The sequence below is a fragment of the Cloacibacterium rupense genome (assembly GCF_014645495.1).
Lineage (GTDB): Bacteria > Bacteroidota > Bacteroidia > Flavobacteriales > Weeksellaceae > Cloacibacterium > Cloacibacterium rupense.
Genome location: NZ_BMLV01000003.1, coordinates 173,614 through 198,227, shown reverse-complemented (window position 1 = coordinate 198,227; position 24,614 = coordinate 173,614). Strand labels below are relative to the sequence as shown.

At 33.7% G+C, this 24,614-nt stretch carries 25 protein-coding genes; 1 reads left to right on the top strand and 24 read right to left on the bottom strand.

The window, feature by feature from the left end:
* Positions 1 to 10: 10 nt before the first annotated feature.
* The 18 genes from IEW40_RS08555 to IEW40_RS08470 form a co-directional block, all read right to left on the bottom strand.
* On the bottom strand, positions 11 to 1,108 hold the full coding sequence (locus IEW40_RS08555) for an MBL fold metallo-hydrolase (protein WP_229663413.1): 1,098 nt from the start codon (positions 1,106 to 1,108) through the stop codon (positions 11 to 13).
* Positions 1,109 to 1,418: 310 nt separating this feature from the next.
* The gene (locus IEW40_RS08550; RefSeq protein ID WP_188617678.1) at positions 1,419 to 2,798 is read right to left on the bottom strand and encodes an NADH-quinone oxidoreductase subunit N; all 1,380 of its coding nucleotides are present in this window, start codon (positions 2,796 to 2,798) and stop codon (positions 1,419 to 1,421) included.
* A gap of 15 nt (positions 2,799 to 2,813) precedes the next feature.
* On the bottom strand, positions 2,814 to 4,298 hold the full coding sequence (locus tag IEW40_RS08545; RefSeq protein WP_188617677.1) for a complex I subunit 4 family protein: 1,485 nt from the start codon (positions 4,296 to 4,298) through the stop codon (positions 2,814 to 2,816).
* A gap of 3 nt (positions 4,299 to 4,301) precedes the next feature.
* The gene (gene nuoL / locus IEW40_RS08540; protein ID WP_188617676.1) at positions 4,302 to 6,194 is read right to left on the bottom strand and encodes an NADH-quinone oxidoreductase subunit L; all 1,893 of its coding nucleotides are present in this window, start codon (positions 6,192 to 6,194) and stop codon (positions 4,302 to 4,304) included.
* Positions 6,195 to 6,199: 5 nt separating this feature from the next.
* Positions 6,200 to 6,526: an NADH-quinone oxidoreductase subunit NuoK gene (gene nuoK / locus IEW40_RS08535; RefSeq protein WP_188617675.1), complete on the bottom strand. Its 327-nt coding sequence runs from the start codon at positions 6,524 to 6,526 to the stop codon at positions 6,200 to 6,202.
* 3 nt (positions 6,527 to 6,529) lie between these two features.
* A complete protein-coding gene (locus IEW40_RS08530; RefSeq protein ID WP_188617674.1) occupies positions 6,530 to 7,024 on the bottom strand; it encodes an NADH-quinone oxidoreductase subunit J family protein in 495 nt (164 codons plus the stop codon).
* Positions 7,025 to 7,579 carry a NuoI/complex I 23 kDa subunit family protein gene (locus tag IEW40_RS08525; protein ID WP_188617673.1) on the bottom strand — a complete coding sequence of 185 codons (555 nt, stop codon included), beginning with the start codon at positions 7,577 to 7,579 and terminating at the stop codon, positions 7,025 to 7,027.
* Between the two features lie 72 nt (positions 7,580 to 7,651).
* Positions 7,652 to 8,701, bottom strand: coding sequence for an NADH-quinone oxidoreductase subunit NuoH (gene nuoH / locus IEW40_RS08520; protein WP_188617672.1), 1,050 nt, complete (start codon positions 8,699 to 8,701; stop codon positions 7,652 to 7,654).
* 73 nt (positions 8,702 to 8,774) lie between these two features.
* Positions 8,775 to 9,779: an NADH-quinone oxidoreductase subunit G gene (locus IEW40_RS08515; protein ID WP_188617671.1), complete on the bottom strand. Its 1,005-nt coding sequence runs from the start codon at positions 9,777 to 9,779 to the stop codon at positions 8,775 to 8,777.
* A gap of 43 nt (positions 9,780 to 9,822) precedes the next feature.
* Entirely contained in the window at positions 9,823 to 10,659 is an 837-nt protein-coding gene (locus IEW40_RS08510) for a hypothetical protein (RefSeq protein WP_188617670.1), read from the bottom strand.
* A gap of 1 nt (position 10,660) precedes the next feature.
* Positions 10,661 to 12,013, bottom strand: coding sequence for an NADH-quinone oxidoreductase subunit NuoF (gene nuoF / locus IEW40_RS08505; RefSeq protein ID WP_188617669.1), 1,353 nt, complete (start codon positions 12,011 to 12,013; stop codon positions 10,661 to 10,663).
* Positions 12,014 to 12,024: 11 nt separating this feature from the next.
* Complete coding sequence (locus IEW40_RS08500; RefSeq protein WP_188617668.1) at positions 12,025 to 12,531, bottom strand: NADH-quinone oxidoreductase subunit NuoE family protein; 507 nt, start codon at positions 12,529 to 12,531, stop codon at positions 12,025 to 12,027.
* A gap of 108 nt (positions 12,532 to 12,639) precedes the next feature.
* The gene (locus IEW40_RS08495; protein ID WP_188617667.1) at positions 12,640 to 13,863 is read right to left on the bottom strand and encodes an NADH-quinone oxidoreductase subunit D; all 1,224 of its coding nucleotides are present in this window, start codon (positions 13,861 to 13,863) and stop codon (positions 12,640 to 12,642) included.
* A 51-nt stretch (positions 13,864 to 13,914) separates the two neighbouring features.
* On the bottom strand, positions 13,915 to 14,409 hold the full coding sequence (locus IEW40_RS08490; protein WP_188617666.1) for an NADH-quinone oxidoreductase subunit C: 495 nt from the start codon (positions 14,407 to 14,409) through the stop codon (positions 13,915 to 13,917).
* Positions 14,410 to 14,472: 63 nt separating this feature from the next.
* The gene (locus tag IEW40_RS08485; RefSeq protein ID WP_188617665.1) at positions 14,473 to 15,030 is read right to left on the bottom strand and encodes an NADH-quinone oxidoreductase subunit B; all 558 of its coding nucleotides are present in this window, start codon (positions 15,028 to 15,030) and stop codon (positions 14,473 to 14,475) included.
* 60 nt (positions 15,031 to 15,090) lie between these two features.
* Positions 15,091 to 15,462 (bottom strand): NADH-quinone oxidoreductase subunit A, encoded by a 372-nt coding sequence (locus tag IEW40_RS08480; protein WP_188617664.1) that lies wholly within the window; start codon positions 15,460 to 15,462, stop codon positions 15,091 to 15,093.
* Positions 15,463 to 15,583: 121 nt separating this feature from the next.
* Positions 15,584 to 15,760: a hypothetical protein gene (locus IEW40_RS08475; RefSeq protein ID WP_188617663.1), complete on the bottom strand. Its 177-nt coding sequence runs from the start codon at positions 15,758 to 15,760 to the stop codon at positions 15,584 to 15,586.
* Between the two features lie 27 nt (positions 15,761 to 15,787).
* Complete coding sequence (locus IEW40_RS08470) at positions 15,788 to 16,915, bottom strand: GNAT family N-acetyltransferase (protein WP_188617662.1); 1,128 nt, start codon at positions 16,913 to 16,915, stop codon at positions 15,788 to 15,790.
* Between the two features lie 108 nt (positions 16,916 to 17,023).
* On the opposite strand from IEW40_RS08470, the gene IEW40_RS08465 reads away from it, so the two are divergent.
* A complete protein-coding gene (locus IEW40_RS08465; protein ID WP_188617661.1) occupies positions 17,024 to 17,731 on the top strand; it encodes a zinc metallopeptidase in 708 nt (235 codons plus the stop codon).
* Positions 17,732 to 17,735: 4 nt separating this feature from the next.
* On the opposite strand, the gene IEW40_RS08460 is transcribed toward IEW40_RS08465, so the two are convergent.
* The 6 genes from IEW40_RS08460 to IEW40_RS08435 form a co-directional block, all read right to left on the bottom strand.
* Positions 17,736 to 18,344, bottom strand: a complete 609-nt coding sequence (locus tag IEW40_RS08460; RefSeq protein WP_188617660.1) for an IMPACT family protein — start codon at positions 18,342 to 18,344, stop codon at positions 17,736 to 17,738.
* Complete coding sequence (gene ribD / locus IEW40_RS08455; protein WP_188617659.1) at positions 18,344 to 19,366, bottom strand: bifunctional diaminohydroxyphosphoribosylaminopyrimidine deaminase/5-amino-6-(5-phosphoribosylamino)uracil reductase RibD; 1,023 nt, start codon at positions 19,364 to 19,366, stop codon at positions 18,344 to 18,346. The genes IEW40_RS08460 and ribD overlap by 1 nt, the downstream gene beginning before the upstream one ends.
* Positions 19,367 to 19,408: 42 nt before the next feature.
* Entirely contained in the window at positions 19,409 to 20,011 is a 603-nt protein-coding gene (locus tag IEW40_RS08450; RefSeq protein ID WP_188617658.1) for an HI_0983 family protein, read from the bottom strand.
* A gap of 1 nt (position 20,012) precedes the next feature.
* Positions 20,013 to 21,824 (bottom strand): DUF349 domain-containing protein, encoded by a 1,812-nt coding sequence (locus tag IEW40_RS08445; protein WP_188617657.1) that lies wholly within the window; start codon positions 21,822 to 21,824, stop codon positions 20,013 to 20,015.
* A gap of 181 nt (positions 21,825 to 22,005) precedes the next feature.
* Positions 22,006 to 22,734, bottom strand: a complete 729-nt coding sequence (locus IEW40_RS08440) for a shikimate dehydrogenase family protein (RefSeq protein ID WP_188617656.1) — start codon at positions 22,732 to 22,734, stop codon at positions 22,006 to 22,008.
* A 61-nt stretch (positions 22,735 to 22,795) separates the two neighbouring features.
* A complete protein-coding gene (locus tag IEW40_RS08435; RefSeq protein ID WP_188617655.1) occupies positions 22,796 to 24,601 on the bottom strand; it encodes an endonuclease in 1,806 nt (601 codons plus the stop codon).
* Between the last annotated feature and the right edge of the window lie 13 nt (positions 24,602 to 24,614).

The window sequence follows — 24,614 nt, the reverse complement described above, 5'->3', positions numbered from 1 at the left end:
TGCGTTGCTTTTATTTATATTCTTCCCACCATTTTGGGTAAATTTTGTTATCATCTTGCCAAAAAACCTTTTCGCCGATTTTTGGAGTGATTACTCGTAATTTCTCTTTGTTGAGTTCGTGGAGTTTTTCCATCGGTTCGTACCAAGAATGGAGCGCCAACTTAAATTTGGAGTTATGTACGGCAATCATTCTCTGTGCATTGAGGTCTTTCATCGCTTGCAATTGCTCACCAGGAAGCATATGAATGTATTTCCAAGCGGGATTGTATTGTCCGGTTTCTAGGATTGCCAAGTCGAGTTTTCCGTATTTTTCGCCAATTTTTTTGAAATGATTATCGTAACCAGAATCTCCGCCGATGTAAATTTTAGAATTGGGTGTTTCCAAAATAAAACTTGCCCAAATTGCCTGATCTCTTTTAAATCCTCGTCCCGAAAAATGTCTGGCAGGTTCTGCATTGATTTTGAAACCATTTCCTAAATTCTGACTCTCAAACCAATCTAATTCTATAATTTTCGAAGGTTCAAAATCCCAATATTCTAAATGCGCACCAGTTCCTAAACCTGTAATTACTTGCTTTACTTTCGGACGAAGTTTGGTAACGGTTTCGTAATCTAAATGATCCCAATGGTCGTGGGTAATCACCAAATAATCTAATTCTGGAACATCTTCGGTGGTGTAAATATCTGTTCCGTCAAAGGCTTTGTTGGTGAATTTTAGTGGAGAAACGCTTCCGCTGAAAACAGGGTCAACTAGGATTTTTTTTCCATCGATTTGAAGAAAGTATGAGGAATGTCCCATCCAAACGTAGAAATTTTCGGTTGGGTTAAGGTTTTTTAAATCGGTTTTGGTGAAATTAAATTTCTTTTTGGGAGTAGCGTTTTCTACTTTCGAGAAAAAGAAATTGTAGAGAACTTTTGGCATTGAGGTATCTTCTGCCAATTGTGGAGTAGGATTGAGGTTTTGGAATTTTCCGTCTTTGTAATGTGGTGATTTTAATATTCTTTCTAGTCTTTTTCCCGAAGGCATTTTTCCGAATTGTTTGCCTTGCATAAAAAAGTAAGTACCTATTGCAATTCCTGCAATAAGGATAACGAGTGTCAATATCATTTTCTTTAATAATTTCATTATTCGTTTAGACGAATGAATGGCGAAATTACTTTAAAATTTTAAATTTTTTTGGCGCGAGCGAAGCGAGCGTCAAAGTTTCCGAATTGCGCATACGTGAAAAGAAAAACTGCCCGTGAAAATTAGCCACGATGGTAATGGAAATCCTTTTTTTGTTGGCTGAGCTTGCCGAAGCTCACAAAAAAAGATTGTAATGGACAGCGTGACTGAGAATGGAAGAATTTCTACCTTTCTGCTACAAAAAAACGCAGCCATCTCTGAACTGCGTCTTTTCATATTTCGATTTTAGATTTTATAATCCAAATTGCATTTTAAAAAGGTCTGGATAAATACCTAATGCTAATATCGCAACTATAATGAAAATCGCTACGATGTTGTAGGTAATGCTCATTTTTTCTGAAGTTTTGAATGAACTTTCCTTGTGGAAAAACATTGAAATAATCAGTCTAAGATAATAAGCGATACTAAGCGCAGAACCAATGACTGCGATAAGAACTAAAAATGCAGCTCCATTCATCGCTTGTGAGAAGATACTAAACTTAGCTACAAAACCTGCAGTTAAAGGAATACCAGCCATTGATAATAATGAAACTGCCGTAGCAACTGCTGCTATAGGTTCGGTTTTTGCTAATCCTTTGAATGCCTCGAAAGAGGTTTCTCTTTTTATTTTTTCTACCCAAATTAAAGTCAAAAATACTCCAATAGTAGACAATGAATAAGCAAATAAATAGAATGCTAAATTATAAAGAGAAAGGCTGTTTGCCCCGAAAAATATTAGTGCTAAATATCCTGCGTGTGATACAGAAGAATAGGCTAACATTCTTTTTGCATTGGATTGTGCTAATCCCATTGCATTGGATAATAGTAAAGTGATGATTACTAAAACACCAATAATGTTAATCCACTCTTTTATACTACCAACAAATGCCAAATTCATTAATTTGAAGAAAGCAAAAAATCCTGCAATTTTAACTACAGATGCCATATATGCAGTGATGATAGAAGGCGAACCTTGATATACATCTGGGCTCCACATATGGAAAGGTGCTAAAGAAACTTTGAATGCCATAGCAGATAGCATTAGCATAATTCCTAATACAAACATTGTATTTTTAGAATTTTCGATACTGTATGCACTTATTGTTGCGATGTCAAAAGTTCCTGCGCTACCGTAAACGAGAGCTGTACCAAAAAGTAAGAAACCAGTGGCAAATGCTCCCATTAAGAAATATTTGATAGCGGCTTCGCTAGAGCGTAAATCAGTTTTGTTGCTTCCCGCCATTACGTATAATGGGATGGAAAGTACTTCGATACCTAAGAACAAGGTAACCAAATTAGGAAAACTGAAAAGTATAACTGCACCTGATAATGAAAATAACATCAGAGCATATAATTCTGATTGATGACTTCTGTGATTGTTAAACGCAAAACCTCCTAAAAAGAAAACCAAAAGCGTTACAACTATAGAAATTTTAGTAAAAAGTGCCGAATTATCATCAAAATCAAACATAGATTTGTATTGATTAAAGAATGAACATTCAGGTAAAAAGCTGACATATAATGCCACTAATAAACCTAAAATACCAATATATCTAGCAAATTTTCCTTGATTATAAACTCCGGAGAATAATGCTAAAACCGCAGTAATGAATAAAATTATTAAAACACTCATTTCTTAAATATCATTTTAACCCTTAATAGAAGAGTAGATAAACTTCAACGAACTATTCACCATTTCTATGATGCTGCTTGGGAAAATACCTAGCAGAATTACAAATACCGCTAAACTAGCCAAAACGGTAAATTCTACACTTGATATATCTTTTAAAGTTCCCAAAATTCTTTCATCACCTGTCCCGAACATTGCTTTTCCGTACATTCTTAATAGATAAACTGCACATAAAATTACCGTAAGACCAGCACAAAGAACTACTACTTTGTCATAATCAAAAATAGATTTCAACAAGATAAATTCTCCTACAAAACCATTGGTTAATGGAACTGCCATAGAACCAAGAAGGATAATCATAAATAAAGTAGCAAATTTTGGAGCTACTTTAGCATAACCTCCCATTTCTCTGATATCTCTTGTCTTGAATCTTTTTATTAATATATCAGCACAATAGAACAAACCTACCACATTGATACCGTGTGCAAAGGTTTGCACCAAAGCACCTTGCGCTCCATCTATACTGAAACCTCCTTTTGCAGTAATAATGGCAGATGCGAAAATACCTGCTACCATTAATCCTACGTGTGATAAAGATGAGTAAGCTATGATTTTCTTAATATCATTATGTACAATTGCAATTAATGCTCCGTAAACTACACCAATTACTGCCAAGATCATCACTACTTGCCCAGAAGTTCCTAGTAGTGCATCTGGAGCTATTGGTAATAAATATCTTAAAACACCGTAAATTGCCATTTTTAGCATAATACCAGAAAGTAACATTGTACCTTGAGTTGGCGAAAACGTGTAAGTATCTGGCTGCCAATTATGGAATGGGAATACTGGTAATTTAACCGCAAATGCTAAGAAAATTAACCAAAATACCACCAATTGCTGTGTAGAGTTTAGACTTGCATTGTATAAATCTGTTAATTCAAAAGATGCTGCATGGTTGTAAACATAGATTAAACCAATGAACATAAATAATGAACCTACAAAAGTGTAAACAAAGAATTTTGTAGTGACTTTAATTCTCTTGTCTTCTTCGCCCCAAAGTCCTGCAATAAACCAAATCGGGATAAGGGTTACTTCCCAGAAAACATAAAACAACAAACCATCTAGCGCAGTGAAAACACCTACCAGACCAAACTGCATCAATAAGATTAATGCATAAAAATTATTGTTATATCCTTTGTTTTCATTAAAAGAAGAAAGAATAATTAATGGAACTAAAATATTGGTTAATAATAATAAAAGCATACTCATACCATCTACACCAAAATGAATGGTGCTTTTGATAAAAGTAGACCAAGGCTGAGTAATCTCAAACTGAAGAGAAGAATCTACCGTTGGTACATTATTAAATTGTGATAGCATATAGAATGTTACAAACATTTGCACGAAAGCAATTCCTACTGCTAAATATTTGCTATTAGAGTTTCTAAAGGCAAAAACTAATCCTGAACCTATTAAAGGTAAAAGTAACAGTGCTTCTAACATTTGCTATTGTAATATAAAGTTAACAATTAATATTAATCCTATTGCCAAAGACATAATAAGGACATAATTTTCTACATTTCCGTTTTGGAATTTTTTGAAGGCTCTTCCAGAATCTACCGCTCCGAATCCTATATAATCAAAGAATTTATTTAGAATTTTATCAAACATTCTGGTTCCGTGACCTAGTCCTTCTACAGGTTTTACCACGGTAGCATTATAAAATTCATCTACAAATAATTTTTTAGCAGATAATCTTTCTAATCCTTTGTATTCTTCTTCTGGTAAAGCCATTTTCTTTTTGATGATGTAGATATTTCTTAATACAAAGAAAATTACGATAACCATTAAAATGGTAAATGCCAATAGAATCATTTCTGTTCCAAATTCTACTTCAGGGTGTGCTATTCCAGGAACATAGATTGGGTGTAACCAATGTGCTAATTTTTGAGTATTTCCTTCTCCTAAGAAGTGAGGAAGATTAAGGAAACCACCAACTGCCGAAAGAATTGCTAAAACTACTAAAGGAAGTGTCATAGAAATTGGGCTTTCGTGTAAGTGATGTTTTTGTTCTTCTGTTCCTCTAAATTTTCCGAAGAATGTTAAGAATAACAATCTAAACATATACACACCAGTTAGTGCAGCACTGAACAATGTTAAGCCCCAAATAATTGGTGATTTTGCCCAAAGTGCAGTTAAGATTTCGTCTTTAGAAATCATACCAGATAATGGAGGAATACCAGCAATTGCCAAAGTTCCGATTAAGAATGTCCAATAGGTTACTGGGATTTTAGATTTTAAACCTCCCATAAATCTCATATCTTGTTCTCCGCTCATTGCATGGATTACAGAACCAGCTCCTAAGAACAATAATGCTTTGAAGAAAGCGTGTGTCATTAAATGGAACATTGCTGTGGTGTAAGCTTCAGCTCCTAATGCGATGAACATTAAGCCTAACTGCGAAACAGTAGAGTAGGCAAGAACTTTTTTAATATCGTTTTGTCTTAGACCAATAAATGCGGCAACTAATGAAGTTGCTAGACCAATGTATAGAATAAAATCTAAAGTACTTGGTGCTAAATGATACAAGAAATTAGAACGTACTACTAAATAAATACCAGCAGTAACCATTGTAGCAGCGTGAATTAAAGCCGAAACTGGAGTAGGACCAGCCATTGCATCTGGTAACCAAGTAAATAAAGGAATTTGTGCAGATTTTCCCATTGCTCCAATGAAAAGACTTAAAGTAATGAACATAATCACCACACCGTCAAATTCAAATTTTGAAGCATTTTGAGCTACAGAAAGATAATCTAGTGCATTGGTTTGTGTAGCGATTAAGAAAATCCCAATCAATAAACCAAGGTCACCAATTCTGTTCATAATGAAAGCCTTTCTAGCAGCTTTGCCATATTCTTTGTTTTCGTACCAGAAACCAATTAATAAATAAGAACAAAGACCTACACCTTCCCAACCTATAAATAGAATTAAATAATTACTTCCCATTACTAGTAATAACATAGAGAAGATAAATAAATTCAAATAAGTGAAAAATTTATAGAAACCTTTGTCGTGGCTCATATAACCGATAGAGTAGAGGTGAATAAGAGAACCAATTCCGGTGATAATCATCATCATCATTAATGATAGTTGGTCTATCTGAAACCCAAAATTTACCTGAACACCACCTACTGTAAACCACTCGAAAGCTTTTACAATAATTGGCGAACTATGGTCTGTGAAACCTAAAAATATTTTTACATTAATAAGAAAAGAAGCAAATACAACCAAAGTTGCCAATGCACCAACTACCATTTTCGGTAGATATTTCCCTAATAATCCGTTGATTACAAATCCAAATAAAGGAAGTAATATAATTGCATAAACTAAATTTTCCATCTGCATTATCCTTTTAATTTGTTAAAAATACTTACATCTACGTTTTTGGTATTTCTGTACATCATTGTAATGATAGCAAGTCCTACTGCTACTTCTGCAGCAGCTACTACCATAATGAAGAATACCAAAATTTGTCCGTGACCATCACCTTTGTAAGCTGAAAATGCAGCTAAAAGTAGATTTACAGAATTAAGCATTAATTCTACACATCCTAAAATGATAATAGCATTTTTGCGGACTAAAACTCCTAAAACTCCTAGACAGAACAAAAAACTACTGAGGATAATGTACCAGTCTAGAGGAATGTTTTGTATAAATGAATTGACTTCCATATTCTATAAATCTTTTTTACCAATCAATACAGAACCTACAATACCTGCTAAAATCAGAATTGAAGCGAGTTCAAATGGCAATACGTATTCGTTAAACAATAATTTTCCTAGATTTTTTGTAAGACCAATTTGGCTATCTACATCTGTTGTTGCATTGGTCATAGCTACCCCTTTATAAGCACCAATCATACCTACGAAAATGATTCCAGCAGAAATAATTCCTGTAAATTTTAGTAGATTGTGCTTTTTGCTTTCGTCTTTAGCATTAAGGTTAAGCATCATTAATACATAAAGGAATAACACCATAATTGCTCCGGCATATACAATAATTTGTACAATTCCTAAAAACTGAGCATTGAGTAAAACATACAATGCAGCAATACTAAAGAAAGTAACAATTAAAGATAAAATTGCATATAAAGGATTTTTTGCAAATACAAAATAAACAGCACTTGCAACCGCTACCAAAGCGATGAAAAAGAATAAGAACTGTTCCATTTATTTAAGAGCTTTTTTTTGTGATTCTGTTTGTCTATCAGAGACATCTATTCTGTTTTCCATACTTTCAACCAAAAGATCTTTGCCATAAATAAAAGAACCTCTGTTTTGTTCTGGTTTTACAATTTTATCGGTGAGATAAATGGCAGATTTCGGACAAGCTTCTTCGCACAGTCCACAGAAAATACATCTTAGCATATTGATTTCATATACTTCAGCATATTTTTCTTCACGATAAAGATGTTTTTGTTCTTTGGTACGTTCTGCCGCTGTCATGGTAATTGCTTCTGCAGGACAAGCAACAGCACACAAACCACAAGCTGTACATCTTTCTCTACCTTCATCATCACGTTTCAAAACATGTTGACCACGATAAATTTTTGCAAATTCTCTTTTTTCTTCAGGATAACTCACCGTTGGTAATTTACCAGTAAGCGTCATAATGGCGTGTTTACCAGTAATTCCCATCCCTTTGATGATGGCAGGAAGATAAATTTTCTCTGCAAAAGTCATCTTTTTGTTAGAGGCTACCTTTGATCTATTGGTTAATTTCATATTCTTAGATTTCAGATTTTAGATATTAGATTGGTAAAATCAAACATCAATTATCATTTATCACTTATAATTTTATATCCATTGATAGTGTTGATTCAACAAAATCACTACACCTGTTATTAACAAGTTCACTAATGCTAGAGGAATTAAAGATTTCCAACCCAAGTGCATTAATTGATCATATCTAAATCTTGGCAAAGTCCATCTAATCCACATAAAAGTAAGGATTACACAGAAAGTCTTACCAAGAAAAACCATAATACTTGCAATTCCCATTGCATTTTCTCCCCAGTTTTCACCAATCCAGGCCAATCCAGGGAAATTATAACTTCCCAAAAACAGCGTAGTGATTAAAGCTGAAGAAATAAACATATTTACATATTCTCCGAAAAGGAATAGACCTAGTTTCATTGCAGAATATTCTGTGTGGAAACCTCCTACCAATTCGGTTTCACATTCTGGTAAATCAAATGGCGATCTATTAGTCTCTGCTAATGCAGCTACAAAGAAAATAATAAAAGCCACAGGTTGAAAGAAAACATTCCATTTCATACCGAACCAACCAGATTGTTGAGCCGCAATTTCTTTTAAATCCAAAGAACCATTCATCATTATGATTGCTAATAATGCCAATCCCATTGCTAATTCGTAAGAAATCATTTGTGAAGAAGCTCTAATTGCACCAATTAATGCAAATTTATTGTTAGAAGCCCAACCTCCAAGCATAATTCCGTAAACTCCGATGGATACCATTCCCATTAAATAAAGAACACCTACATCTATATTGGCCACTTGTAAATCATAAGATGTACCACCAAAATTAAGTGATGTACCCCAAGGAATTACCGCTCCTGTAATCAGTGAAATAAACATGACTAAACCTGGTCCGAAGAAAAATAAGAATTTTTCAGCCTTTTCTGGGATAAAATCTTCTTTAAAGAAAAATTTACCACCATCTGCTAATGGTTGTAGCAATCCAAATTTCCAACTTCTGTTTGGCCCAATTCTGTCTTGCATAATAGCAGCTACTTTTCTTTCTGCCCAAGTAGAATAAGCTGCAACAGCCATAGAAAGAACGAAAAGTGATACTACAAGTATTGTTTTAAAAATTAATAAATCCATTTTTTTTGAGATTTTAGATTTTAGATTTTAGATTTTAGATTTTGAGAATCTTTAATCATTATCTTTCTCCTAATTATTCTAAATTATCTTTATTGCTGATTTCTTTAGCGGTTTCATTTTCTAATTTCTGAACTTCCATTTCATCAGATTTCATGTAATGATTCAATGAAATTACAGAATGTCTACTGATGTGTCTTGGTCCTTCAATATTCCAGAATTTAGCATCCTTTTTCTCGAATCTACATTCATTACAAATAAAATCTTCTACTTCTCCGTACTGGTCTTTTCTAGCAGTAACTCTCACAATTTCATCACCTTTCATCCAAAGAACTGCTTTTCCACTACATTTTTCGCATTTACAAGTAGCATCTACTGGTTTTGTAAACCAAACTCTGCTTGCAAATCTTGCCGTTCTATCTGTAAGAGCACCAACCGGACAAACATCTATCACATTTCCGATGAAATCATTATCCAAAGCTTTGTTGAGATAGGTAGAAATTTCGGCGTGATCTCCACGGAAAAGAATTCCATGTTCACGTTGGTTGGTCAATTGTCCAGCTACTAAAACGCATCTTGCACACAAGATACATCTGTTCATGTTCAGTTTAATATTAGGTCCTAAATCATCAGCATCATAAGTATTTCTCTCGAACTCTGTTCTTGTATTTTCCACACCATGTTCGTAACCTAAATCCTGAAGATGACATTCACCAGCTTGGTCGCAAATTGGGCAATCTAGAGGGTGATTTAACAATAGAAATTCAGTAACGGCTTTTCTTGCTTCTTGTGTTTTTTCAGAAGTAAGATTTTTCACTTCCATTCCGTCCATTACATTAGTTCTGCAACTTGCTACTAATTTTGGCATTGGTCTAGGATCTGCATCAGAACCTTTAGAGACTTCTACCAAGCAAGTTCTACATCTACCACCACTATTTTCTAATTTACTGTAATAACACATTGCAGGTGGAACAGATTTTCCGCCGATTTGTCTTGCAGCGTTCAAAATAGAAGTTCCAGGAGCTACTTCTGTAGTCTGTCCGTCAATGGTTATTTTAAATTTTTTAATTTCTTCGCTCATTTTATTTGTTTATGAGTTGAATTTTAATTCTTAATGAAAAGTCCTATATATTTTTAAGTCTAAAAACGTAACCTATACCAAAGTTAACTTGTCCAAAAAAGAAATCATGAGATGCTTTGTCAGGCTTATTATGAAGGGTAGTTTTTACATCAGGCATATTAATATAACCTGCTTTTCCTTCTACTCTTGCCATCCATCTTTTCCAGAAAATAAAATTGATATTGGTTCTTAAATCAGTACCAAAACCTGCCACATGAAATCGATCACTTCGATCAAATCCAAATAATTTTACATTACTTTTTGGAAGCATCATTCCAATACCACCACCATAAGACCAAAGAATATCTATATTTTCTTTATTTGACAAACTTTTATATTTTTCTAAACCTATGTTTACATAATTCAAGCCGTCAGTATGTTCGAAGGTTAAGAATTTTTCATCTGTAAGATTGATTTCGCCGTTTTGAATCATTGAAGAATAAACAGGGTCCGAAATATTTCCAGTAATTTTTGCAGTTTGGTCTTGGTCCATAACATATTTCATATGGTCAGTAGCCAATACTACAGCTAAATTTTCTTTAACAAAATATCCTAATCTTAACACAAATTGAGGTTTAGACCACGCACCTGGATCAATATAATCCCAGCTTAATTCAGAAGGTCTGTCGTGAGCTATTACATCATGTAGTGTAAAATCATAACCATTTCCTTTAAAATGAATATCAGATTTGGTGAAGCCAGCTCTATTCCAACCCCAGAAGAAAAACATTGTTCCTTTTTCTCCGAATTCCTTTTTTGAAGGTTTAACGACATCATTATCTTGTCCGAAAACAAAATTTCCAACAAAAAGTAATAAAATTATTTTAAAAAATTTCTTCATTTTATTGCTTTTCAACTACTGGAAGAGGATCTGCATAATGTGCAATTCCGTAATTTTTGGTTAAACAATCTGGGTTATTGATGTGCCATTCAAACTCATCTCTGAAATGGCGAATAGCTGCTGCAACTGGCCATGCTGCTGCATCACCTAGTGGACAAATGGTATTTCCTTCAATTTTTCTTTGAATATCCCAAAGTAAATCGATGTCTTCCATTTTTCCTTCTCCGTTTTCTATTTTTTTAAGGATTTTATACATCCAACCTGTTCCTTCTCTACAAGGGGTACATTGTCCGCAACTCTCATGATTGTAGAAGTGTGCTAAAGTCATGGTGTGTTTTACCACACATTGGTCCTCGTCTAGAACAATAAAACCACCAGAACCCATCATAGTTCCTGTAGCGAAACCGCCATCAGAAAGAGATTCGTAGTTCATGTATCTAGGTTCACCAGTAGCAGTTTTTAATAACAAATTGGCCGGAAGAATTGGCACAGAACTACCACCAGGAATACAAGCTTTCAGTTTTTTACCATTAGGAATTCCACCACAATATTCATCAGAGAAGATAAATTCTTCTACAGTACATGTCATGTCTATTTCGTAAACTCCTGGTTTATTAATGTTTCCACAAGCGGAAATTAATTTAGTTCCTGTAGAACGACCAACGCCAATTTTAGCATATTCAGCTCCTGTAATATCAATAATTGGAACTACAGCAGCAATGGTTTCTACGTTATTTACAACAGTTGGACATTGGTAAAGTCCTTTTACAGCAGGGAAAGGAGGTTTCAAACGAGGATTTCCACGTTTTCCTTCGAGAGATTCTAGAAGTGCAGTTTCTTCACCACAGATGTAAGCACCAGCTCCTCTTTGAACATAAATTTCTAAATCGAAACCTGTACCAAGTATGTTTTTACCAAGAAAACCAGCTTTTTTAGCTTCCTCAATAGCTTGTTCTAAAATATCAGGAATCCAAGCGTATTCTCCTCTGATGTAGATGTATGAAACATTAGAACCAAGAGCAAAAGAAGAGATAAGCATTCCTTCAATCAAAAGATGAGGAATAAACTCCATCAAATATCTATCTTTGAAAGTTCCAGGTTCAGATTCGTCTGCGTTTACTACCAAATATCTTGGCACCCCTTCTGGTTTTGCAAGGAAGCTCCATTTCATTCCGGTAGGGAAACCAGCACCACCTCTACCACGTAGACCTGAAGTTTTTACTTCTTCCACTATTTGGTCTGGAGTCATTTTTAGTGCTTTTTCAGCAGCTTCATAACCACCGTTTTTTCTGTAGGTATCAAAATATCTGATACCTTCTATGTGAGCGTTTTTAAGTAAAAGTTTTTTACTCATTTTCAATATTTTTAATCAAGAGCAATTTGTCCTTGTCTGCAAAGTTCAAGGATTTCATCTACTTTTTCTATGGTTAAATTTTCTTTGTAAAATTTGCCTAATTGCATCATGGGTGCATAACCGCAAGCGCCAAGACATTCTGCTGGTTTCAAGGTAAACAAACCATCGGCAGTAGTTTCTCCAGCTTTGATACCTAGCTTTTCTTTGATGTGATTTACAATAGTATCACTTCCTCTTACCATGCAAGGTCCTGTAACACAAACTTCTAAAACATACTTGCCAACAGGTTGCATATTAAACATGGTGTAGAAAGTAGCCACTTCGTACACTTCAATAGGAGTGATATCTAATATTTGTGCAACATAATCCATCACAGGAACATCTAACCAGCCACCAAATTCTTTTTGCGCCAAATGAAGCACAGGAATTAAAGCAGATTTTTGTCTTCCTTCTGGATATCTTGCAATAATTTGTTTTACTTTTTCTAAAGTTTCGGGTTTAAAAGCAATTTCGCTCATAATTATTTATTTGAAATTTGAGGTTTGAAATTTGAAATTTTCAAAAATCTCAACTCTAATTTTTAATATTTTTTAATCAATTATCAATGATGAATTATCACTTATTTATTATCCGTCTAATTCACCAGCAATTACGTTCATAGAACTCATGGTAACAATGGCATCCGAAATTACTGCTCCTTTTATCATTTCAGGGAATGCTTGATAATAAATGAAACAAGGTCTTCTGAAATGCAATCTGTAAGGAGTTCTACCACCATCACTTACCAAGTAATAACCTAACTCACCATTACCACCTTCTACAGAATGATATACCTCACCAGCAGGAATTTCGGTTTCTCCCATTACGATTTTGAAATGGTAGATTAATGCTTCCATTTTCGTGTAAACATCTGCCTTTTCTGGTAAGAAAATTTCTGGTACATCGGCATGGAAATCACCTTCAGGTAAATTATTATAGGCTTGTTGAATAATTTTAAAACTTTCCCAAATTTCTTGTTGACGAACCATAAATCTATCATAAGTATCACCAGCAGTTCCTATAGGAATTTGGAAATCAAAATCTTCATAAGAAGAATAAGGAGAAGCTACTCTCACGTCATAATCTACACCAGCAGCTCTTAAATTTGGTCCTACAAAACTGTAGTTCAAAGCACGTTCTGCGCTTATTGCTCCAGCTCCAATGGTTCTATCCATAAAGATTCTGTTTCTCTCAACTAAATTTGAGAATTCTTGAAATCTTGCAGGAAAAGTTTTGATAAAATCTTTTAATAGCTCATGGAATTTAGGAGTGAAATCTCTGTCGAAACCACCAATTCTTCCCATATTTGTAGTCATTCTTGCACCACAAACTTGTTCGTAGATATCGTAGATTTTTTCTCTGTCTTGAAAAACGTAAGTAAATCCTGTTAAGGCACCAGTATCTACTGCAATTACAGAATTACAAACCAAATGGTCTGCGATACGAGCCAATTCCATCATGATGACACGCATGTAATCTGCTCTTTTTGGCATTTTTACACCGAGTAATTTCTCTACTGTCATGTGCCAACCAATATTATTAATAGGTGCAGAACAGTAATTAAGACGGTCTGTAAGGGTAGTAATTTGGGTGTAATTTCTACGTTCAGCAATTTTTTCAAAAGCTCTGTGAATGTAACCTACGGTTTGTTCAGAATGTAGAATTCTCTCGCCATCCATTGTCAACACATTTTGGAAAATACCATGAGTTGCAGGGTGAGTTGGCCCAAGATTTAAGGTATATAATTGTCCATCAATTTGCTCTTGAGAGTCATATTGATTGAGAATATTTGATAATTGGTTGTCTTTCATAATAGAATTTGGCTTTTAGCTATTTGCCATTGGCAATTAGCAAGTTGCAATTTATCTTCCAAACATTGAGTCGTCTTTATCAGTTCTTGTTCCATCTTCTAGAGCATATTCTTTCAAGAGAGGATTGTAACCGAGATCCTCAGTATTCATAATTACTCTTAAATCTGGATGTCCTTTGAATTTAATACCATAGAAATCAAAAGTTTCTCTTTCCATCCAATTGGCTCCAGAAAACAAATCGGTAATGGTGTCTACTTCTGCACTTTCTCTAGGGAAGAAAGTTTTCAGCCTAATTCTGAAATTCTCTTGTAAGTTATGAAGATGATAGATTACACCTAATTCTTTTTCTTTATTGTCAGGGAAATGAATTCCACAGATGTCTGTAAGAAACATGAAATTAAGTGAAGATTCTTTCATGTGATGAATCATCTTTTTAATTTCTTCTTTTTTGACTTCTAAAGTAAGAAAACCATAAGGCTCTGATGAAGAAATTACAGCATCAGGAAATTCTCTATTGATGGCTTCTAAAACAAATTCGCTTGTCATAATATTTGTTCAAAGTTTCAAGTTTAAATTTTCGAATTAAAAATTCAAACTTTAATTTTTAATTTACTTAATGCCGTAGCTTTCTAATAAAGCTTTGTATTCTGGCAAGTCTCTTCTTCTCAAACTTTCGCTTTGTGCTAAAGCTTGTACTTGCATGTAACCTTCCAAAATTTGTTCTGGTCTTGGCGGACATCCTGGTACATAAACGTCTACTGGGATAATTTTATCAATTCCTTGTAAAACAGAATAGGTATCAAAAATACCACCACTACTTGCACAAGCTCCTACTGCTACTACCCATCTTGGTTCAGCCATTTGTGTATAAACTTGTTTAAGGACAGGAGCTAATTTTTTAGAAATGGTTCCACAAACCAATAAAATATCTGCTTGTCTTGGTGAGAAACTCATTCTTTCTGCCCCAAATCTCGATAAATCATAATTAGGAGCCATAGTTGCCATGAATTCAATTCCACAACAAGAAGTTGCAAAAGGTAATGGCCATAGTGAAAATGAACGAGCCAAACCAATGATATCACTTAATTTTCCTGCGAAAAAACCTTCTCCTTCAATTCCTGGAGGTGCAGGTGCATTAGTATTGATTACAGGTTTATTGTCTGACATTTTTAATTTTTTTAAAATTTAAGAATTTGAATATAAAAAAAGCACTTTCGAAGGATAAATTTACTTATTCCAATCTAAAGCACCTCTTTTTAGTACATAGAAAAAACCTATGAAAAATATAGCAATAAATGTAGCTACCGCTAAGAAACCTTCTAACCCAAGGTCTTTAAAATTTACTGCATAAGGATAAAAAAATACAATTTCAATATCAAATAATACAAACAATATGGCAGTAAGAAAATATTTTACAGAATAAGGACTTCTTGCGTTTCCTTCTACTTCTATACCACATTCAAAAGTGTCGTCTTTTACTGCTCCAGAAGTATGTCTTTTAGGACCTAATGTATGTGAAGCTACTAGTGTAAATGCCACAAAACCAAGACCTACGGCAGCCTGAATGAGTACAGGAATATAATTTTCAGGTAAATTCATCTCTATCAAGTATTTCAACACGCAAATTTATGAATTATAAATAGAAAATTGAAATATTAATGATGACTTTTGTTTTATTAATCTTAAGAATGATTAATTTAGAATAGTTATAAATAATGGTCTATTTTTTCATTTTTCTTAATACTACAATTGCCATATAAGCGATATAGCCAAATAAAAAACTGGCAAACAAAATATTAATGATAGCATTTGTTTTTTCGTCTTCTACTCTGAAGAATTGATTGTAAAGAATATACAAAATGATTATCCCTGCGTAGTTGTAAAGCTGTCTTTTCATGATTTTTTAATTCAAAAATGGTGTATATCAATCTATGTCTAGAGAATAAGTTCTTCTGCGTTTATGGTTTACAGGGTTGTAATCTTGCCATAGCAATTGTATGTTTTTATTTTCTTCTAGCTCTGGATTGGTTTCCAAAAATTTAACTCCTTTTTTCTTAAAAGTTTTCCAAATTTCTTTGAAAATAATGGCAGTAACACCTCTTTTCTGATACTCTGGATGTACGCCTATGAGATAAAAATTAGCTCTGTCATTTTTTCGTCCTGCATTCATAAAATGCCACCATCCAAAAGGCAATAGCTTACCTTTAGACTTCTGCAATGCTTTAGAGTAAGATGGCATAGTAATGGCAAATGCCACCAAATTGTACTCTTTGTCTACAATGCAAATAATATAATCTTTGTTAATGAAACCAAAATATTTTTCTTTATAGTGTTGTATTTGCTCATCAGAAATTGGGGTGTAGGTTGAGAGATTTTTGTAAGTTTCGTCTAATAACTTAAACATTGGCTCAACCAACGGTAAAATTTCTTCTTTAGAATTGAATTTTAAAGTCTTAAGTTGATATTTTTCAGCAATAAGTTTGCTGAATTTTTCCACTTTTTCAGGTAAAAATTCCGGAAAATTAATTTCAAATTCTACCCATTCTTTTTCTTTTTTAAGTCCTAATTTTTCTAAATGTTCAGGGTAATAACTAAAATTATAAATACCAATCATGGTTGCCAACTTATCAAACCCAAAAGTTAGCATTCCAGCCTTGTCAAGGTTTGTAAATCCCATGGGGCCTTCTATTTTTTTGATGTTTTTTTCTTGAGCATATTTTATGGCCTGATTTATTAGCGCTTCAGACACGTCTTTGTCATCTATAAAATCTAACCAGCCAAAACGTACTTTTTCTATCCCGAGTTCTTTGGCTTCTTTGTGATTAATCATTACGGCAATTCTGCCAGCCAATTTATTATTTTTGTATGCAAGGAATTGTTTTGCCTCAGAATAGGCAAGAGCTGGATTTTCTTTAGGGTTCCAAATATTTTTTTCATCATTGATAAGAGATGGAACAAAATTTTGATTATTTTTGTATAGTTCCATTGGAAACTTGATGAAGTCTAAAAGTTGTTTTTCGCTTGTTACTGGTATGATTTGTATTTGTGACATGCTTTTTGAGATTTAATAACAAATATAGAAGAAAAGAAGACAATGCCCAACTTTGGCATAGTTTTTACTCAAAGATAAATTATAATTTCTAAAAAAACAATTAAAAATATGTCAGGTTATTTACTTTTCGGTGCTATTATGCTAGCGAGTTGGCTTGTTTCAGCAAGACTAAAATCAAAATTTGCTTACTATTCTAAAGTTCACCTTAGAAACGGAATGAGTGGCAAAGAAGTTGCAGAAAAGATGCTTCATGATAATGGAATTTTTGATGTGCAGGTAACTTCAGTTCCTGGGCAGTTAACAGACCATTACAATCCAGCTAACAAAACCGTAAACCTTTCTGAAGCCGTTTATATGCAGAGAAATGCAGCTTCTGCAGCGGTAGCAGCTCATGAATGTGGACACGCTGTGCAGCATGCTGTAGGTTATTCTATGCTTCAACTACGTTCTAAGTTAGTGCCAATGGTACAGATTAGTTCTACACTTTCTCAGTTTGTACTTTTTGCAGGTATTGCTGTAATGATTGCTTCTAGAAGTGTACAAAATCCTAGTGGAAATACTACCGTTCTTGCAATTGGTGTATTGCTTTTTGCAGTAACCACGCTTTTTGCATTTGTTACCCTACCTGTAGAGTATGATGCCAGCAATAGAGCCATGAAATGGTTAAAAGATAGTGGTACAGTAACCGCTGAGGAATATGTAGGAGTTCAAGATAGTTTAAAATGGGCTGCCAGAACTTATGTGGTTGCTGCTTTAGGTTCATTAGCACAACTTTTATATTGGGCTAATATTTTATTTGGAAACAGAAGGAATTAAGATTTTAAATTTCTATAAATTTAAATTTTACATCATACATCTCGGACAATTGTTCCGAGATTTTTTCTTTTTCTGAAAGTTTGAGTTGAGCAGTGATTTTACAGTTTTCTTGTGCATCAAAATTGAGAACTTTGGCATCATACTTATTTAAAAGAGAGAAAATAACATTTTGTTGAGAAAATTTGAATTCAATTTCTAGCTCAGTTTCTAATTCTTTGGTGATGATTTCAGCGTGTTCTAGCGTGTGTTTGGTGCTTTCTTTATAGGCTTTTACCAAGCCAGAAACACCTAATTTGGTTCCACCGTAATATCTTATAATGACAACTAAAATATTGGTGAGATTATGGGCTAACAATTGATTGTAAATTGGTAATCCTGCGCTTCCGGAAGGTTCTCCGTCATCATTGGCTCTGTAATTTTCTCCGTTTAGACCAATTCTGAAAGCATAACAATGATGTGTAGCTTTTGGATGTTTTTCTCTAAGATTATCTAGCGCGGTTTTCAGTTCTTTTTCGTTATTTATAGGAAATGCAAAACCAATAAACTTGCTGCCTTTTTCTTTGAGCAAGATGTCTTTAACTTCAGATTTTATAGTAGTGAAATTGTATTGCATTAGTGATTTCTAAAAAACGAAACTTTATTATCTCTAAATTCTATTTCTTCCACCAAATTTCCTTCAAATTTCGGAGCTTTTGTGCCGTTTTCTAAAGTAAGATTTTCATTTTTGATGATGATGGTTTCGTCCCAAAGATTGGTGTTAATAAAAGTTTGTAGCGTTCTGCTGCCACCTTCTATTAAAACCGATTGTATTTGGTTTTCGTAGAGTTTTTGTAGTAAATCTTCTAAAAAATTTTCTTTAGAAATTTTAATGAATTTTATATTTTCTTCTTCTGCATCTTTTTCTTGGTTGAAAACCAAAGTAGGCGCTTCATTGTTATAAATTTTAAAATCTCTAGGAACTTTTAATTCAAAATCGATTAAAATTCTCACAGGATTTCTGCCTTCAATTAGTCGGGTGGTTAAACTCGGGTTGTCATTAAGTGCAGTTTGTGTTCCTACCAAAATGGCGTGTTCTTCACTTCTTATTTGGTGTACAAATTGCGAAGCAAGTTCATTAGAAATTTTCGTAGGTTTGAAATCTTTATCAATAAAACCGTCATTGCTTTCTGCCCATTTTAGAATAAGGTAAGGGCGTTTTTTCTCATGAAAGGTGAAAAATCTTTTGTTGAGTTCACGGCAATCATCTTCTAAAATTCCTGAAATGGTTTCTATACCTGCATCTTGTAAAATTTGCTTTCCTTTTCCATTTACTTTATCGTGAGAGTCCATGCTTCCGATAACCACTTTTCTAAAGCCAATTTCTTTTAATTTCAAAGAACAAGGTGGCGTTTTCCCGAAATGAGCACATGGTTCTAGCGAAACATAAATGGTAGATTCTGGTAAAAGTTCGGGGTTTTCAACAGAATTGATGGCGTTGATTTCTGCATGAGGTTCACCTGCTTTTTGATGGTAACCTTCGCCTATTATTTTTCCGTTGTGTACAATTACAGCACCAACCAAAGGATTGGGATATGTTTTTCCTGTGGCTTTTTTGGCAAGTTCTATACAGCGTTTGATGTAAAATTCGTGATTCATGATAGAAAAAACAAATTCCGATTTTTGGTCGGAATTCTAATTTTATTTTTTAAGTGTTACATTAGGAATAGTCATCGTGATGATGTTTTCCATCAGCTTATTTCTAGATTTTCCTACACTTTTTATAAAATATTTGGTGTCTCCAATATTGTTTTGTTTGTAGGTGATAATCATAAAAGCACTTTCTTCGCCTAACAAAACATTTCGAAATCTATAGATATTGTAGTCTGCCATTTCCTGCTCTGGTTCTGGTTCGTCTTTTTCTTTTTTCTTAGCAATATTGCTGGTGAAAAAGTCTACAATAAATTCAGTTCCATTAGGGTTCTCGGTAACGTTATAAGAGCAATGTTTATCAGTTTCTTGTCTGGTATCTAATTCTCCAGTTTTTTGATAGGTAGCTTCTTTGGCGTCTATATTTTTATTAAAAAAATAAATAGAAATGGTGTAAGGAGCGTCTTCTAATCTGCTGTCTTCTGGGATGTAATCTTGAATATAGAGTGTCTTAGATTTTTGAGAAGACTCTGCTAAAACCAATTTAGTTTCTCCAAAGTTAACTTCGGGAATGCCGATGTAATCCACTATTTCTTGTGAAAAAAGCGGACAAGAAAAAATTAGAAACACAAAAAAAGAAAACAATTTTGGCATTTTATTCTCCTGAAATGATATGATGAAGTGTGCTTTTCAAACTTTCTAATTGGGCTTTTTTCTCATCGATTTTCTCGAAAGTATCTTTCAAAAGAGGATTGTCTCTAGAAACTTTTCCGAAGAAGCCTAAGTTGTTTTCTAGTTTTACAATTTCTGCTTCTAAATCTGCTATTTGATTTTTCACTTTTCTTGCTCTGTCTGTAATTTGAGATTCAGAAAGTCCTTCTTCTTTCAGGTCAAATTCATTAATTCTGTTGAGTTTTAATTTTTCTCTTAGCGTTTTATTAAATTCAGTATTAATGGACATTTTATCTCTTGGTACTTTTCCTATATTGTTCCAAGATGTTTTAATATTTTCAATTTTTTCTACACTACCTTCATCATTTCCAATTTCTTTCAACTCGTCTAGTAAGGCACGTTTTTGTTTGTAATTTTCTTTCCAATCATCGGTTTGAGCGTTGTTTTTTGCTCTGAAATTATTGAAAAAAGTATTACAAGCTTCACGGAAATCATCCCAAACTTTATTGGTTTGACTTCTAGGAACGTGGCCTATTTTTTTCCAATCTTCTTGAAGTTTTTTGAATAATGGAACAGCAATATCCCAATCTTCAGAATTCATATTGTCTTGAGCTGTTTTTATCAGCTTTAATTTTTCTTCTAGATTGGTGTGTTGAGAGTTTTTAAGACTTTTATAGAAGTCATTTTTAGAGGAATTAAATGCTCTAAGAGCTATTTTGAAATCATTCCAATTTTGATTTGAAAGTTTTCTAGGAACGCTACCTAATTTTAAGAAATCAGAACGCAGTTCTTCTACTTTTTTGATGGCTTGTTGCCAGTAATTATGATTAGGTTCTTTAGAAGAGGCCGTAAGTTTTTTAATGCTTTCTATGATTTCGTTTTTCTTTTCTAGATTGGCAAGTTGCTCTCCTTCAATTTGGGTAAGAAGTTCAGATTTTCTTTCGTGAATTTTGTTAGAAATTTCTTTGAATTCGTCCCAAGTTTTATCACGAAACTCTTCTGCCACTGGCTCTGCTTCTTCTTTCCAAAGTTTGTGTAGAAATTGCAATTCGTTCAGTGCTTTTTGGATTACAGGTTCGTGTTGTAATTCTTTAGCTCTGGCTATGATTTGGTTTCTTTTTTCTAGATTGTGTGCATATTCTTGTTCTCTGTATTCCTTATTCAAGTCTAGCATTTGGTAAAACTGATTAAGGTGGAAGAAGTAATTATTGTTTAAGTTTTTGAACTCAGTTTTAGGTACTTGTCCAGCGCTGCTCCATTCTTCTTTTATTTCTCTTATTGCACGGAAAAGATTGGTGTTGGCTGATGAGTTGCTGTAAAGATTTTTTAATTTTTCAATGATTTGCTGTCTTTTTTCTAAATTATCCTTTTGTTCAGCCTCTTGCTTTTTATGAAAATGGTCGTATTTTTCTTTAAAAATGTTGCTAAGAGCAGAGATTTTAGACTGTAGAGGATGCTCAAATTTAAAATCTGCTATAGCTTTTCCTTCAGACTCGTGTTGGTGTTTTTGGTCTTCGATTTCTACATTTACTCGCTGAAGCAATGTTTCTTTAATGGCATTAAATTTTCTATGATTAGCACCTGCGTCTTCAGCATTTATTAATGCTTCAAGTTTGTTCATCAGTTCGCCAGAAGTTAGTTTTTCATGCTCATGTTGTTCTACTTCATCATGTATTTCTTCATCATGGTTTTCTGATGCTGGGCTGCTTTCAGGGTTAATGGATTCATTTACAATGTTTTCTGTGTTGTTTACATTGTTTTCTTGTGGTTCAGAATGCAAGTTTTCTGTAGTCATAGCAAATCGTTTTTTAAAATTTAATGCTCTTCAAAAACCAAATTTCATAGAGGTTTTAGCACATTTCGCCACTAAATTAAGTGTTTTTTGTGAAATATACAATTTCTTATTTCAAGATTTAGTTTCCATGATTTAAAATTGTTTATTTAAAATTTATAATTCTAAATTTCAGGACTCAATTTTAGGAGTTCCATATTTCCCAAGCTTTCTCGGCTTGTTGTTCTAGCATATAAAGGCCATTGGCTGTTTTAGCTCCTTTTTTTGCGCAGTTTTTGATGAATTTAGAATATTCTGGATTGTAGATTAAGTCGATGATGAGATGATTTTCAGTGATGCCTTCAAAAGGAAATTTCAGACAATCTTCCACATTTGGGAAAGTGCCGACAGGAGTACATTGAATGATGATGAGATGGTCTTTCACTTGCTCAATATTTAAATTCTCATAATTGATTTTTGTAGTTCTAGAAACGGTAATATACGGAATGTTGTTTTTCTTTAAAATAAATTGTACCGCTTTTGCTGCGCCGCCATTTCCTAATATGATGGCCGTTTTTTGGTGTTCTTTTTTATGAAGCAATAATGTTTTCTCAAAACCGAAGGCATCTGTGTTGTAGCCTTTTGTTTTTCCGTTTTTTATAGATATACAGTTGATAGCGCCTATTTCTTTAGCTTCGTCACTTAATTCATCTAAAAATGGAATTATTTTTTCTTTATAAGGTATGGTAACATTTAATCCAATTAAACCATCGGTTTTTAATAATTTCTGGATGTTGTCCAGATTTTCTGAATCGAAAATTTCATAAGAATAATTATTTAATAGTAGTTTTTGAAATTTCTGCTCGAAATATTTTTTAGAAAAGGAATAGGAGATGTTTCTTCCTATAAGTCCAAATTTTACAGCTGTTTCCATACATCAAAGATAATAAAAAAGGCTGGAAAACTTCCAGCCTAATTTTGCAATTATTTTGAGGTTATTCTACAATAAATTTCTGAGCAGCATTATCTGCTTTTAGAATATAAACACCTTTTTTTAGATTTTTAAGTTGTAAAGAATTTCCTTTAGAGAATGGGTTTTCTGCAACTTGTACTAAAGCACCATTAATGTTATAAATTTCTAATCTTTTTATTTTTTGGATGTTTTTTCCATTTACAAAAATAGTATTGTTTTTTACTGGATTCGGGTAAATGTTCCATCTTACTTTTTCTACTTCACTAGTAGCTAGAGGTGTGTAGCAAATCCAAGAAAGGTCATCAAAAGCAACACGTCCTCTTGTGCCTGTTCCTATTGCACTATTGTCTGTAATGTTTATAGTGATATTACCTGCAATATTGATATTTGGAATCGTTGTAGTAGTAACTGTACTGCTGTATGGTATTTGGCCAACCATATCGCCATTTATGTATAAATTGAAAGTTCCTGGATTACCTGTAAATTTCATTTGCGTTTTTACTGTCAAACTAGAGATGCCTCCTGAAATAGTAGATGAACTTAAAGCTCCATTTTCTACAGTGATGGCTTTGTTATTAATTGTTTGGTCAGTACGAGCTGCACTAGCATTCCAAGTAATTCCGTTGCTTGTCCAACTTCTTGCAAGATAATTTTGGTCACCACCAGAAGTGCCAGTAGGTATGTTTTCAAAATTTTCTGTACCACAACTTATAGGAGTGCCTCCAGAACCAGCAAGCGTTGTTCCAGACGCTGTGTTGCTAACTGAAGATAAATTACCAGCAGCATCTCTGGCAATAATGTAGAAATTATATGTAGTAGAAGGCGCAAGACTATTTATAGTGGCATTAGTTCCTGTTACAGCAATTTGAAAAACGCCATCTAGATAAATTTCATAAGCAGAAACACCTACATTGTCTGTAGATGCATTCCAACTTAGTGATATAGAACTTGCAGTAGTGTTAGTAACGGTTAAATTAGTAGGTGTGGTAGGGGCTTCTGTGTCTGTTATAGGAGTAGAGCCTCCCCAAACTGCTGCCACAAATTCTGGGTGGTCTATATAAGGGTTTCTGTTTCCTTGGTATGTATAGGCTGCATTGTTTCTGTCAATTTCTCTTTGAGAAACTGGGTCTGCGTTATTCCAAGCTAATAATACTTGTAGTTCCCAATTCTGTAATCCAGGAAATGCAGAGCCTCCTAGCATATTACCAGTGCTAAATCCAGATAATTTTGTTTCATATCTTGTAATAAAATAAAAAACCATACGAGCAATATCACCTTTGAACGCATCTATTGGTTCGAAAACAGTTCCTGTATAACCTGAAGTAGTATTGGGTCCTAGTTTTGAACCATTTGTAGAGGTGAATGTAGGTGATGTAACTACACCAAAAGGGTAGTTGCTTCTCATACCATTTACTTTACCATCAGTTGGAGGTATAAAATGGATGTCAGATACCATTGGTGAGTTAGAATTAAAAAAACTTTGGGGTACAATATGTTCTCTATTGTAACAATCTCCTTCACTACTATAATTTCCACATTTTTTTACACCATGTTGAAAGTTGTAAGTGTCAGAACTTGATGGTTTTTCTGTATACATGTCTAGCACTGAGCCGTCATTTTCGTAGTATCTATCTGTATCAGTGTTTGGGTATCCATTGTATAAATTGTCATAAGATTTTGCACTATGCCCATTAGTGATAATAGATGCTAATTTTGTTTTCAGAACAGCACCCGTTAAAGTAGATGTTCCGTCATAGTAACCAGTAGGAATTTGAGCAAGTATATATGAATTTAACATAACTAGCCCAAATAGTAGTAATTTTTTCATTCTCTTAGTCTTA